This is a genomic window from Pseudonocardia sp. D17 (genome assembly GCF_036984265.1).
GTDB lineage: Bacteria > Actinomycetota > Actinomycetes > Mycobacteriales > Pseudonocardiaceae > Pseudonocardia > Pseudonocardia benzenivorans.
In genome coordinates this window covers 41,138-54,275 of the sequence record NZ_BPRG01000064.1, presented here as the reverse complement: position 1 = coordinate 54,275, position 13,138 = coordinate 41,138, and the positions used below count along the sequence as shown (strand labels likewise).

Sequence of the window (13,138 nt, the reverse complement as noted above, 5' to 3'; positions counted from 1 at the left end):
CCGGACCTCGGCCGGCGGGGCCTGCGGCTGGTCGGCGGACGCGGCACGGAACGACGGCGCACGGTTCGGGGGCGGGTCGTCCGACGACGCCCGGCCCGGCGCGGGCACCGACTCGGCGTGGGCCACCGGCTCGACGACGCGTTCGACGGGCCCGCGCGACGAGGCGAGCGCCGAGACGTCGTCCGACGCCCGGCCGGGGTCCGGTGGCGCGCCGGTGCCGATCTCCGGCACGGGCGAGCCGTCGCGGTGCTGGCCGCGGCCGCTGACGGCGTCCGGCCGCTGGTCGGCACCGCCCGTGCGGTGCGGCGGCGGGGCCGTCGGGTCCTCTACGACGCGACGCACCTCGGCGGCTGCACGGTCGGTGAGCGCGGGGTCGTCGACGAGCGGGACCGTCGCGGCCCCTGCCACGTCGCCGGACAGGCCCTGCACCTCCGCGCGCTTGGCGTCGCGCCGACGCTCCAGCGTCCGCCGGTTCTCCTCCAGCGCGGCGACCAGCGCCGCCTGCGCCGGGGTGCGCCGCGCGGGGTCGGTCGCGATGTCGAGCTCGCGCCGGATGTAGGCCAGCTGCTGCTCGGTGCGTCGCAGATCGTCGTTGGCGCTGGTCAAGGACTTGTACGTGGCGAGCTGGGTCTGCAGCAGCGTTCGCTGTGTCTCCAGGTAGGCCTTGCGGCGGAGCAACCGGTCGAGCGCGTCGGCGCGGGTCGCGCGCAGCGAGGCGGGGACGGCGTACCACTCGGACTCGGCCTTCGCGATCACGTCGAGCTGCGAGTCGACCGACGCCAGCACGACCTGCGCCCGGTCGGCCCACTCCCGCTCGCCCGACAGCTGCGGGACGGCCAGTACCGACGGGCTGGTCGCGCCGATGTCGGGGCTCGACGCGGTCAGTCCGTAGCCCGCGACCAGGAGGCCCACCGCGCCGAGGGCGACGAGCACCCGACGGCGGCGGCCGGTCGGCGCCGATGGGGTCCGCGACGGCCGAGGGGCGCGCGGCCGGCCGGTGACCGGTCCCTCCGGCCGCGGGCGGGGCAGCACGACGCCCCGTCGAGTGGCCTGGGAACGCGGCGCCTCGGCTACCGTCCCCGCCCTCCCGGGCGCCGTCGACGCCGGTGCAGGCGGTCCGGACGACGGCGATTCCGGCGCCGAGGACCCGAGTGGCCCGCGGCCCGCGGGTTCGTCGCCGGACGCTTCGACGCCAGACGCTTCGACGGCGGACAGTCCGCCGTCGGACCGCTCGGAACGCGACGGTCCCGGAGCCGGCAACTCGGCCGGCGCTCCCCCGTCCCCACCGGATCTGTCGAGAGTCGATTCCTCTGACGGTGTACCGGGGAGAACGGCGTCGTCGTCCTGCGCCGCACGCCCCGGGCACGTGGCTGTTCCTCCGAGCACGGACGGGTCCGCGGGCGCATCGGCCCCGGCCCCGGGCGCGTCCGCCCGACCGTCGAGCACCCCGCTGCCCGACCTCACGCGCCGCCACAGCTCGCCGCCCGGGTCCGAACCAGGGGCGGGCGCGTCGGGCGGCGGGTCGATCCTGGCCAGCCCCAACGCGACGAGTGCGGCGGCCGCGATCCCGACGGCAGAGGGTCCGGCGGCCGCAACCCCGTCCGTCGACGCCATACCTGCGACCGGCGCAGGCTCGCCGGGCGCGGAACTGCGAGGCGCTGCACTGCCAGGCGCGGCGCCGCTGGGCGGAGCATCGCCAGGCGCCGCGCCGCCCGCCGCCGGGCGGCCGGCGACAGCGCCCCCAGGCAGAGACACAGCTGCCGCGGCATTACCCGGCGCCACGCCCCCGGGCGCCACACCTCCAGGCGCAGAACCTGCAGGCGCAGCACTTCCAGGCGCAACACCCCCAGGCGCAGGGTCGACGACCGCGGCAGTCCGGAGCACAGGAGGTGCGGGCACGGGCCGGGCCCGTTGATCGAGGGGCAAGGCGTCGGGGTCGTCCGGCGACGCGACAACGACATCGCAGGCGTCGCGGCTCGCCGGAACCGGCGCGACCCGGACGGGGGCGGGCGGCACTCCGGCCGCACCGCCCGGCGCCGGCGCCGGGGTCGAGGTCGGCTCAGCGGCGCCGGTCGGCGGAACCAACGCGGCGTCGGCGGTCGGCGCGACCAACCCGGCACCGGCGGTCGGCGGCACCAACCCCGCGGCGCCCGTCGGCGGAACCAACCCCGCGGCGGCGAGCACCGCCCAGATCTCCGAGTCGACCGTCCGCCCGGGAGGAGGCGGCGCGGGCTGCGCCGCCGCGGCCCGGCTCTGCCGGCTCGCTTCGCGCCGGGCCTGCCGCGCGGCCGCGCGGTGCGTCGGCGAGCAGTAGAGCCGATCGGGCCGCCCGGGATTGGCGCTCGTGATCAGTATTCCGCAACCGGACAGCCCACAACGCTGCAGTCCGTCCACAACCGACACCCCCCAGGCTGCGACGGAGGACGTGTCACCCGGTCGCACAGATCGACGACACAGCACCGTCTTGATCTTCGTAGCCGAACGGTACCGGCCGAACGGGACAGATGTCGATGCTCCGACAGGAGTGACGAACCAGGCCGCCGTGACGCTGTGTACCTGCGAGTTCGCCCGATTCGGCAGCGTGCGCACGAACGACCGCGCCGCCGGTACCCGATGCGGTACCGGCGGCGCGGCGTGCCCGATCCGATGTGGACCGGCGGGAGATCAGTAGACGGGCTGCGAGGGGTCGATCTGCTTGATCCAGGCCAGCACCCCGCCGCCGACGTGCACGGCGTCGGCGAAGCCGGCCTTGTGCAGGGCCGAGAGCGCCTCGGCCGAGCGCACGCCCGACTTGCAGTGCAGGACGATCGGCTTGTCCTGCGGAATCTCGGCGAGTGCCTCGCCCGAGAGGATGCGGTCCTTGGGGATCAGCGTCGCACCCGGGATCCGGACGATGTCCCACTCGTTCTGCTCGCGGACGTCGATCAGCGCGAAGTCCTTGCCCGCGTCGATCATCTCCTTGAGCTCGGTCACGGTGATGGTGTGACCGGCCGCCGCCGACGCCGCCTCGTCGGTGACGACACCGCAGAACGAGTCGTAGTCGATCAGCTCGGTGATCTTCGGCGTGTTCGGGTCCTTGCGGATCTTGATGGTCCGCCAGGTGGTCTCGAGCGCGTCGTACGCGACGAGCCGGCCGAGCAGGGGCTCACCGATGCCGGTGATCAGCTTGATGGCCTCGTTGACCATGATCGAGCCGATCGACGCGCACAGCACGCCCAGCACGCCGCCCTCGGCGCACGAGGGGACCATCCCGGGGGGCGGGGGCACCGGGTAGAGGTCGCGGTAGTTCAGGCCCTTGCCGTCGGGAGCGTCCTCCCAGAACACCGAGGCCTGGCCCTCGAAACGGAAGATCGAACCCCAGACGTAGGGCTTGCCGAGGAGCACGGCCGCGTCGTTGACGAGGTAGCGCGTCGCGAAGTTGTCGGTGCCGTCGAGGATCAGGTCGTAGTCGCGGAAGATGTCGAGGACGTTGCTCGCCTCGAGCCGCGTCTGGTGCAGCCGCACTTCGACCAGCGGGTTGACCTCGCGGATCGAGTCCCGGGCGGACTCGGCCTTGGAGCGGCCCACGTCGGACTGGCCGTGGATGATCTGGCGCTGCAGGTTCGACGCGTCGACCTCGTCGAACTCGACGATCCCCAGCGTCCCGACACCCGCGGCGGCCAGGTACAGCAGCGCGGGCGAGCCGAGCCCGCCGGCGCCGATGACCAGCACCTTCGCGTTCTTCAGCCGCTTCTGCCCGGCCATCCCGACATCCGGGATGATGAGATGGCGGCTGTAGCGCTCCACCTCTTCCTTGGTCAGCTCGGCGGCCGGCTCCACGAGCGGCGGTAGCGGCATGCTTGCACTCCTCGGTATCGCGTGCGGTTCGCGCGTTCGGTGTCACGGCGGCGTGACGCCCGGTGTCACGACTCGACGTTGTCAACGCGCGTGACTGCGTCCATCTTCCCATCCCGTGACCGGTGCCCGGCCTCCACCGCGTCCCACATCCCCGCGACGGCGCAGGCCACGGCCTCGGGTGCCTCGATCTGGGCGACGTGGCCCACCCCGGGAAGCATGAGCAGCCGTCCGTCGCGCAGCGACCTGACGGTGCGCGCGGCGTGCCGGGGCGCCACCAGCCGGTCACGATCGCCCCACACGACCAGCGTCGGCGCGGTGACCGCGCGCAGCGCCGACCACAGCGACGCCGCGCCCGGGCGGAACCAGCCCGCGATCATGCCGAACGTCGCACCCGTGAACGCCTCCCCCGCCCACTCCAGTCGGCCACGCGCGACGATCTCCTCGGTGGCCTCGACCAGCCGGTGCTCGGGAGCCACCGACGGGTCCCCGAAGCAGAGCGCGACGACCTGCTCGGCCCGTTCCCGGGGGCCGACCCGGGCGAGCGCCCGCCGGGCCCGTCTGCCCAGGCCGGGGACGAGCGCCAGGACGATCCGCGGGTCGGACATCCGCCGCGGGTCGGGCCGCAGGTCCGGCACGGCGGGCGAGATGAGCGTCAGCGTCCGGACGAGGTCGGGGTGGCGGGCCGCGAGCAGCAGCGCCACGGCGCCGCCCAGCGAGTTGCCCAGCAGGTGGACCGGCCCGTCACCGGCGCCGCGCAGGAACGCCGCGAGCGCATCCGCGTTGGCCGCCGGGGTCCAGCGGCGCGGCTCGAGCGGGCGCGACAGGCCGAAGCCGGGCAGGTCGACCGCGACGCCGTGGGCCCGCGGCGCGAGCAGGCCGGCGAGGTCGGTCCAGTTCGTCGCCGACCCCGACAGCCCGTGGACGTAGACGGCGCGGGCCCCGGCCGCTCCCGGCGTCTCCCGCACGTGCAACGTCACCCCGCCCGCGGTGATCTCGCGGCCGGGCCAGGGCCGCCGCGCGAGGTCCAGCGGTGGCAGCGTCTGCCGGGGCGCGAGGACGGCGGAACGGGTGACCGGCGGGCGCACGGCCCCGTCCGACGCGGAGCCGGCGGCGGGTTCGGGCATCCGCCCAGCATCGCTCATCGCCCCGCGGCACACCACGACCGACGTCCGCGATACCCCCTGGTGGTATCGTCGGGCTCCGGTGGGCGACCGCACGGCGACGAGACCCGGGCCCCGGGCAGTCGTCCCGGGGGCGGACGCGTTGCACGGTGTGGTTGCACGGTGTGGTGGTGGCCCGGACGGCCGCCGGAGGAGGACCGATGAGGACGGGCGTCAGGCTCGGCGGGTACGTCGCCGCGCTCGCCGTGCTGTTCGCGGGAGCCTGGGGCGTCGGCTCGGCCGTGACCCCGCGCGCCGACACCGTCCCCGCGCCCGCCGCCACCGACGTCGCTGCCACCTGCGCGAAGGTCGCGGGCCGCGACCCGGCCCACGAGGCCGAGCACGGCCACGGCGGGCCCGCGGGACCGTCCTGCGCCGACGGGCCCGGGCCGACCGGTCAGGACCCGGTCGCCGCGGTGGAGTCGCTCGGTCTGTCCGCCACCCAGGCCGGGTACACGTTCTCGGTGCAGGACACCAGCTTCGCGCTGAACGAGCCCGCCGAGCTGGCGTTCACGATCAGCGGCGCCGACGGCCGGCCCGTCACCGCGTACGCCGACACGCATCACGGCGCGATGCAGGTCGTCGTCATCCGCCGCGACGCCGCCGGCTTCCAGCACCTGCAGCCCGCGCTGGGCGCCGACGGGGTCTGGCGCGCACCGTTGCGCCTGCCCGGCGGCGGGGTCTGGCGCGCCTACGCCGACTTCACCCCGGCCGGTGGCCCGCCGCTCGTCCTGGGCACCGACCTGTTCGTGCAGGGCGACTTCACGCCGTTCGTCTTCGCCGACAGCCGTACCAGCGCGGTCGACGGCTTCCAGGTCCGCGTCGACGGCAACCTCGTCCCGGGCAGGCAGTCGCAGATCTACGCGACGGTGAGCCGCGACGGGAAGCCGGTCCTCGACCTCGAGCCCTACCTCGGCGCCTTCGGCCATCTCGTCGTGCTGCGCCAGGGCGACCTGGCCTACCTGCGCGTCCAGCCGATCACCTCGACCGCACCGGCGCCGACCGACCGCGCGGGCCCCGGTACCGCGTTCACCGTCGACGTCCCGTCGCCGGGCGCATACCGGCTGTTCGTCGAGTTCGTCGAGGGGGGCGCGACGCACGTCGCGGACTTCTCGGTCCCGACCCCGGAGGCGAGCCGCTGATGAGCACGATCACCCCCGAGTCCGCGCAGGCCGACCCCCGGATCGCCGCCGCCCCGGCCAGCATCGAGCTGGCCATCGGCGGCATGACGTGCGCCTCCTGCGCCAACCGCATCGAGCGCAAGCTCAACAAGCTCGACGGCGTCGTCGCCACGGTGAACTACGCCACCGAGAAGGCGCGCGTCTCCTACCCCGACGGGGTCGCGCCCGAGACGCTCGTCGCGACGGTCGAGGCCGCCGGCTACACCGCCACGCTGCCGCCGCCCCCGGCCGCGGAGGCGCCCGCCGACGGCGCCGCCGGCGCCGGCGAGGCCGACCCGACCGCCGACCTGCGACACCGGCTGATCGTCAGCGCCGTGCTGGCCGTGCCGGTGGTCGTCGTGTCGATGGTCCCGGCGTTCCAGTTCACCTACTGGCAGTGGCTCGCGCTGACGCTGGCGGCGCCCGTCGTCGTGTGGGGCGCGTGGCCGTTCCACCGGGCGGCCTGGCTCAACCTGCGCCACGGCGCGGCGACGATGGACACGCTGGTCTCCGTGGGCACGCTGGCCGCGCTCGCCTGGTCGGTCTACGCGCTCGTGTTCGGCACCGCGGGGACGCCGGGGATGGTGCACCCCTTCACGATCACGGTCGAGCGCGGCAGCGGCGGGGGGCAGATCTACCTCGAGGTCGCCGCCGGCGTGACGGTCTTCGTGCTCGCCGGGCGCTACGCCGAGGCCCGGTCGAAGCGGGCGGCGGGTGCGGCCCTGCGCGCGCTGCTGGAGTTGGGCGCCAAGGACGTGGCGGTGCTGCGCGGCGGCCGCGAGGAACGCGTCCCGATCGCCCGGCTGGCCGTCGGCGACCGCTTCGTCGTGCGGCCGGGCGAGAAGATCGCCACGGACGGGACCGTCGAGGAGGGCACCTCGGCCGTCGACGTCTCGATGCTCACCGGCGAGCCCGTCCCGGTCGACGTCGGGCCCGGCGCCGACGTGGTCGGCGGCTGCGTGAACGCGTCCGGGCGGCTCGTCGTGCGGGCCACCCGCGTCGGTGCCGAGACCCGGCTCGCCCGGATCGCACAGCTCGTCGAGGACGCGCAGAGCGGCAAGGCCGCGGTCCAGCGGCTGGCCGACCGGGTGTCGGCGGTGTTCGTGCCGCTCGTCATCGCGGTCGCGGTCGCGACGCTCGGGTTCTGGCTCGGCGCGGGCGACGGCGCCGCCGCCGCGTTCACCGCCGCCGTCGCCGTCCTGATCATCGCCTGTCCGTGCGCGCTGGGGCTCGCCACGCCGACGGCGCTGCTCGTCGGCACCGGCCGCGGCGCCCAGCTGGGTGTGCTCATCAAGGGCCCCGAGGTGCTGGAGTCCACGCGCCGGATCGACACCGTCGTGCTCGACAAGACCGGGACCGTGACGACGGGCCGCATGGAGCTCGCCGCCGTCCACCCGGCCCGCGGTGTCGACCGTGACGAGGCGCTGCGGCTGGCCGGTGCCGTCGAGAACGGTTCCGAGCACCCGATCGCCCGCGCGGTGGCCGACGCCGCCCGGGCGGCGGGCGACCTGCCCGGCGTCTCGGAGTTCGAGAACGTCGCCGGGCTGGGCGTGCGCGGGTTGGTCTCGGAGCTGTCCGGGGAGCGGGTCGTCGCGCACGCCGTGCTCGTCGGACGTCCCGCCCTGCTGGCCGACCACGACATCACGTCGCCGCCGGAGCTCGTCGAGGCCAGGGAGGCCGCCGAGCGGGCCGGGGGAACCGCCGTCGTCGTCGCGTGGGACGGGCAGGCGCGCGCGGTCCTGACCGTCGCCGACGCGGTCAAGCCGACGAGCGCCGAGGCCGTCCGCAGGCTGCGCGCGCTCGGTCTGCGGCCCGTGCTGCTCACCGGGGACAACGGGGCCGCGGCCCGCGCGGTCGGCGAGCGCGTCGGGATCGACGCCGAGGACGTGATCGCCGACGTCCTGCCCGAGGACAAGGTCGCCGTCGTGCAGCGGCTGCAGGGCGAGGGCCGGGTGGTCGCGATGGTCGGCGACGGGATCAACGACGCGGCGGCGCTGGCCACCGCCGACCTCGGGCTGGCGATGGGCACCGGCACCGACGTCGCCATCGAGGCGAGCGACCTCACGCTCGTCCGCGGCGACCTGCTCGCCGTCGTCGACGCCGTGCGGCTGTCCCGGCGCACCCTCGCGACGATCCGCGGGAACCTCTTCTGGGCCTTCGCCTACAACGTCGCCGCCGTCCCGATCGCGGCGATCGGCCTGCTCAACCCCATGATCGCGGGCGCGGCGATGGCGTTCAGCTCGGTCTTCGTGGTGACGAACAGCTTGCGGCTCCGGGGGTTCCGCAGCGCCGTGGCCGACCGGGTCTGACCCGGATGTGACGCGGTCAGGTCGCCCGATCGGGGCTACCGACCGGTAGGCTGCGGGTCCCCACGAACGACGAGAGGCAGTCGATGACGGAGGCCCCGGTCCAGCGCGGCGCGCGGTTGTCGCGCAGTGCCCGGCGCGCGCAGCTGCTCCTCGCGGCGCGCGACGTCTTCGCCGCACAGGGTTACCACGCCGCCGCGATGGACGACATCGCCGAGCGCGCGGGCGTCAGCAAACCCGTTCTGTACCAGCACTTCCCCGGAAAGCTCGAGCTGTACCGGGCGCTGTTGACGACGTACGCGGACGAGCTCGTGGGGTCCGTGCGCGCGGCGATCGACACCACCACCGACAACCGCGAGCGGGTGCACGCCGCGGTCACCGCCTACTTCGACTTCGTCGCCGGCGAGGGTGGGGCCTACCGCCTGGTCTTCGAGTCCGACCTGCGGCGCGAGCCCGAGGCCGCCGCGGTCGTCGACGGGGCGCTCTCGCAGTGCATCGACGCCGTCGCCGCCGTGGTCACCGAGGACGCCGGGCTCGACGGCGACCGGGCACGTCTGCTGGCCGTCGGGCTCGTCGGGCTGAGCCAGGTCACCGCGCAGTACTGGCTCGACTCCGAGCAGACCGTTCCCCGCGACGAGGCGATCAGCCTGATGTCGGCTCTCGCCTGGCGGGGCCTGGCGGGCTTCCCGCTGGTCCACGACTGACGGTCCGCTCGGCCCGTCCCCGCTGCCGAACGGGCGGGCTCAGGCGGCCGAGTGTGCGCGGCGGGTCGCGGCGTCGAGGAGGCCCGCGATCCGCTCGGCCGTCCCCGCGGCCCGCTCGACGGGCAGCATGTGCCCCGCACCGGGGAAGATCGTCAGCTCGGCGGACGGCAGCCCCTCGTGGATCCGACGGGCCGCCCGCAGCGGCGTCAGCCGGTCCAGTGCCCCGGCCAGGATCGTGGTCGGGACGGTCGCGAAGCGGGCGAGGGCGGCGTCGCGCTCGTGGGCGTCGAGCGTCGGCCGGAAGCCCGAGACGGTCGTCGGGCGGCAGTCGGCGAGGACGCGGGTGGTGAGCCGCACGGCCGCCCGGTCGGGGTGCGACCCCAGCAGCAGCCACCGGATCCCCGGAGCGAGCAGGGCCGGGACGGCACTCAGGTGCTCGCGCCGGGTCCAGCGCGACGAGCGGTACAACCGCTGCTCGGCGGCCGTCACCCGGGCCAGCGCCTGCGGTCCCAACCCGAAGGCGCGTTCGGTGAGGCCGCCGCTGGCCGTGGCCACCATGGCCACCCCCGCGACGCGGTCGGCGACGAGCGACGGGTGCCGCTCGGCCAGCGCCATGATCGTCATGCCGCCCATGGAGTGCCCGGCGAGCACGAGCGGGCCCGTGGGCGCACGGTCGGCGACGACGGCGGCCATGTCGTCGGCGAGCTGGTCGATCGTCATCGTCGAGGGGTCGACGGGTGCGGACCGGCCGTGCCCGCGATGGTCGTAGCGCAGTACCCGGGCGTGCGCGTCGAGCCTGCGCGCCACGGGTTCCCACGTGCGGGAGTCGAGCGTCCAGCCGTGGGCCATGACGACGGTGACGTCGGCGTCGGCCGGGCCGGACTCCTCGATGTGCAGGGGCGTCCCGTCGGCGGCACCGACAGTGTCCGCATCCGCGGTCATACGAGGTGCGCCTTGCGCCACAACGCCTCCGAGGGGCCACCGATGAGTCCCTGCGCGCGCAGGAACGGCACGAGCTTGCGGGCCGACCAGCGCAGTGTCTCCTGGTGGTGCGGGTTCGCCAGCGCGGCCTTCCGCCCGACCTCGGGGTCGATGCCCACGCAGGCGTAGACGTCGGGATGGACGAGGTTGCGGGCGACGACGAACGCGATCCGCGCCGACAGGTACCTCCCGATCTGTTTCTGCGCGGCGTTGACCCGGGGCATGATCCGGATCAGCTCCTCGCGGGCGTACCGGACGTGCCGGGCCTCCTCCGTCACGTGGATCGTGTTCACGGCCCGGGTCAGCGGCTGGACGGTCTCGTCGCGCATGGCCTCGCGCTGCAGCTGGTCGAGGATCTCCTCGACGAACAGCGTGCCCGCGAACATCGCCGGGCCGTAGCCGATCGTCTTGAACAACCGGCCGAGCTCATGGGTGACGCGCCGCGGCGCGTAGTCGGGAACACCGTAGCGCTCCGTCATGCGCGCGAACATGATCGAGTGCCGGCACTCGTCGGCGATCTCGGTGAGCGCGTACTGGATGTGGCTGCGGCGCGGGTCGCGGTCGTAGGCGTAGCGCAGCAGCATCTGCATCAGGATGATCTCGAACCACAGGCCGATGCGGGCGATGCTCGCGACCTCGTGGATCGACAGCGTGCGACGCTGCTCCTCGGTCAGGCCGGCCCACAGCTCGGTCCCGTAGAGCGAGACACGGTGCTCGGGCAGGCCCCAGGCGCCGTCGACCAGCGGTGCGTCCCAGTCGATGTCGATCGAGGGCTCGTACGAGTGGTCCAGCGACGAGCGCAGCAGCCGGTCGGCGGTGGCCTCCCGGTCCTTGACGCGCGCGGCGGGGGTCGTCATCGGGTGCTCCTCTCTCCGTCGCGGGCGGGCGCGGTGGCCGGGACCTCGCGCCCGGTCAGCCTGCGCACCAGGCCCGCGGCCAGCGGTGACGAGTCGTAGTGGCCGGACTCGGCCTGCGCGCGCAGCCTGCGGACGACACCGCTGGTCACCAGGCCGGGGACGTGCCGGCCCGCCCACAGCTCGACCTGGCCGGCGAGGGTTCCTGCGGTGTCGCGCGGCGGGCGCCGGGCGGACAGGGCGCGCAGGACGGTGCCGACGATGTCGTCGACCTCCTCGCGGCGGACCTGGCCCTCCAGCGCCAGCCCGACCTCGCGGCCCGCGTCGTGGATCGGGGTGCGCACGTAGCCCGGGTAGACGGTCGTGACGTGCAGCTCGGTGCCGTACTCGAGGCGCAGGGCGTCGGCGTAGGCGGTCATGCCGCGCTTCGCGACGCTGTAGGCGGAGACGAACGGCAGCGTGACGTAGGCCAGCTCGCTGGCGACGAACACGATGCGCCCCTTCGCCCCGCCGCGCCGCGCGCGGGAGGCCTGCAGGGCGGGCAGCGCCGCCGCCGTGACCCGCCACGCGCCGAGCAGGTTGACGTCGATGACGCGCATCGCGTCGGGGTGGAGAGGCCCGCCCGCGTCGTTCGGGATGCCGATGCCGGCGTAGTGGACGACGGCGTCGAGCCCGCCGAGGCGGTCCACCGCGGCGGCGACCGCGCGGTCGACGGCCGCGTCGTCGGTGACGTCGCAGGCCAACACGCCGTCGCCACCCTCGCGGTCCAGGCCGATGACGTGCGCGCCGAGGTCGCGCAGCCGGTCGGCGGTGGGCGCACCGAACCCGCCCGCGGCACCGGTGACCAGCACGCGGCTCGCCGCCGTCGGCCGGGACCGTTCGCGGAACAACCCGCTCCGTGACATGCCGCTCCTCTCCCTTGCCGTTACCGCCGGTAACTGTTACCACTGGTAACGTGCCGCAGCGCGAGCCTCCTGTCAACCCGGAGCCACCCCCTGCCGCGTCCCCTCACACCGGCCGGGACGCACCCCCGGTGAGCCGGGACGAGCGCCGCACCCGGCGGCGGAACGAGATGGTCACCGCCGCGGTCGAGGCCGTCCGCACGCACGGGGCCGGGGTGTCCGTCGCCGAGATCGCGGCCCGCGCGGGCATCACCAAGCCGGTGCTCTACCGCTACTTCGCCGACCGCGCCGACCTGCAGCGCGCCGTCGGCGAGCACGCCGTGGGGATGCTCATGCAGCGGATGGTCCCGGCGCTGTCGGCCGAGCTGGAGCCCCGCGAGCAGGTGGCCGCCGTCGTCGACGCGTTCCTCGCCGGGATCGAGGAGGAGCCGCAGCTGTGGCGGTTCGTCGTGCACAACCCCGTCGAGCGCGAGGCGGGCACCGAGCTCGTCGACGACGCCCGTGAGCAGATCGCCCGGATGCTCGCATCGCTCATCGGCGAACGGCTGCGCGCCGCCGGTCGCGACTCCGGCGGCGCCGAGGTGTGGGCGCACGGGCTCGTCGGCATGGTGCAGAGCGCGGGCGACTGGTGGCTGGAGCGCCGGACGATGAGTCGCACCGCCGTCACCGGCTACCTGACGAGCCTGATCTGGGGCGGCATCTCCGGCACCCTCGACGGGGCCACCGGTGATCGTTTCCCGGGAAACGGTTCCGCCCGCCGGAGCGAGTCAACCGGTGCGGACGACGGCGACCGCACCGGTCCGGGCACCCGCCCCGGCGCAGGGTCGTTGCGCGCCGTCCCCGATCCGCCCGCTGCCGGAGAGGCGAACCGATGACCGACCACGATCACGACGGCTACCGCGGACCCGCGACCCTGACCGTCCGCGGCCGGGAACTCGCCGTGCAGGCGCTGCTCGACGCGCGCCACGAGCCCCTCGACGGCCGGATGCACTGGTTCGGCCGGCTGACCGGCGACGACCTCGCCGACGCGCTCGGCTCGCGCACCGCCGACGCGGTGCTCACGACGCCCCTCGGCCGGTCGTCGGCCCGGGTCGGGGACGTCGACGCCTGGGGCCGCTACCGGGTCTCCGGCGTCGGCACCCCGCCGTTCGGCGTCCCGGCCGTGCACCTGGACGACTGAGCCTGCGCCGACACGCGCGCGACACCCTGCGGGCCGGGGGCCCGCACGGGAGGA

Annotated in this window: 11 protein-coding genes; 5 read left to right on the top strand and 6 right to left on the bottom strand. The window is 75.1% G+C overall.

Annotated elements, in window-relative coordinates:
• The 3 genes from PSD17_RS13220 to PSD17_RS13210 form a co-directional block, all read right to left on the bottom strand.
• The coding region (locus PSD17_RS13220) for a hypothetical protein (protein ID WP_339122785.1) at nucleotides 1–933 on the bottom strand (933 nt) is incomplete at its 3' end.
• Nucleotides 934–2,664: 1,731 nt separating this feature from the next.
• Entirely contained in the window at nucleotides 2,665–3,837 is a 1,173-nt protein-coding gene (gene moeZ, locus PSD17_RS13215) for an adenylyltransferase/sulfurtransferase MoeZ (protein WP_013673274.1), read from the bottom strand.
• 65 nt (nucleotides 3,838–3,902) lie between these two features.
• Nucleotides 3,903–4,961 carry an alpha/beta fold hydrolase gene (locus tag PSD17_RS13210; protein WP_339122784.1) on the bottom strand — a complete coding sequence of 353 codons (1,059 nt, stop codon included), beginning with the start codon at nucleotides 4,959–4,961 and terminating at the stop codon, nucleotides 3,903–3,905.
• Between the two features lie 197 nt (nucleotides 4,962–5,158).
• On the opposite strand from PSD17_RS13210, the gene PSD17_RS13205 reads away from it, so the two are divergent.
• The 3 genes from PSD17_RS13205 (at nucleotide 5,159) to PSD17_RS13195 (ending at nucleotide 9,167) form a co-directional block, all read left to right on the top strand.
• Nucleotides 5,159–6,139 (top strand): hypothetical protein, encoded by a 981-nt coding sequence (locus PSD17_RS13205; protein ID WP_339122783.1) that lies wholly within the window; start codon nucleotides 5,159–5,161, stop codon nucleotides 6,137–6,139.
• Nucleotides 6,139–8,466, top strand: coding sequence for a heavy metal translocating P-type ATPase (locus PSD17_RS13200; RefSeq protein ID WP_339122782.1), 2,328 nt, complete (start codon nucleotides 6,139–6,141; stop codon nucleotides 8,464–8,466). Before PSD17_RS13205 ends, PSD17_RS13200 begins: the two co-directional genes overlap by 1 nt.
• 83 nt (nucleotides 8,467–8,549) lie before the next feature.
• On the top strand, nucleotides 8,550–9,167 hold the full coding sequence (locus PSD17_RS13195) for a TetR/AcrR family transcriptional regulator (RefSeq protein ID WP_339122781.1): 618 nt from the start codon (nucleotides 8,550–8,552) through the stop codon (nucleotides 9,165–9,167).
• A gap of 39 nt (nucleotides 9,168–9,206) precedes the next feature.
• Here the strand turns inward: PSD17_RS13195 and PSD17_RS13190 are convergent, their stop codons facing one another.
• Genes PSD17_RS13190 through PSD17_RS13180 form a run of 3 tightly spaced genes read right to left on the bottom strand, consistent with a single transcriptional unit; the run spans nucleotide 9,207 to nucleotide 11,907 of the window.
• Nucleotides 9,207–10,109: an alpha/beta fold hydrolase gene (locus PSD17_RS13190; protein WP_339122780.1), complete on the bottom strand. Its 903-nt coding sequence runs from the start codon at nucleotides 10,107–10,109 to the stop codon at nucleotides 9,207–9,209.
• Entirely contained in the window at nucleotides 10,106–11,005 is a 900-nt protein-coding gene (locus PSD17_RS13185; protein ID WP_013673268.1) for an AurF N-oxygenase family protein, read from the bottom strand. Before PSD17_RS13185 ends, PSD17_RS13190 begins: the two co-directional genes overlap by 4 nt.
• A complete protein-coding gene (locus PSD17_RS13180; protein ID WP_339122779.1) occupies nucleotides 11,002–11,907 on the bottom strand; it encodes an SDR family NAD(P)-dependent oxidoreductase in 906 nt (301 codons plus the stop codon). The genes PSD17_RS13185 and PSD17_RS13180 overlap by 4 nt, the downstream gene beginning before the upstream one ends.
• Before the next feature lie 128 nt (nucleotides 11,908–12,035).
• Here PSD17_RS13180 and PSD17_RS13175 point away from each other — a divergent pair, with 128 nt between their 5' ends.
• Both PSD17_RS13175 and PSD17_RS13170 read left to right on the top strand, forming a co-directional pair.
• A complete protein-coding gene (locus PSD17_RS13175; RefSeq protein WP_339122778.1) occupies nucleotides 12,036–12,779 on the top strand; it encodes a TetR/AcrR family transcriptional regulator in 744 nt (247 codons plus the stop codon).
• On the top strand, nucleotides 12,776–13,084 hold the full coding sequence (locus tag PSD17_RS13170; RefSeq protein ID WP_013673265.1) for a DUF4873 domain-containing protein: 309 nt from the start codon (nucleotides 12,776–12,778) through the stop codon (nucleotides 13,082–13,084). The genes PSD17_RS13175 and PSD17_RS13170 overlap by 4 nt, the downstream gene beginning before the upstream one ends.
• Nucleotides 13,085–13,138 lie beyond the last annotated feature (54 nt).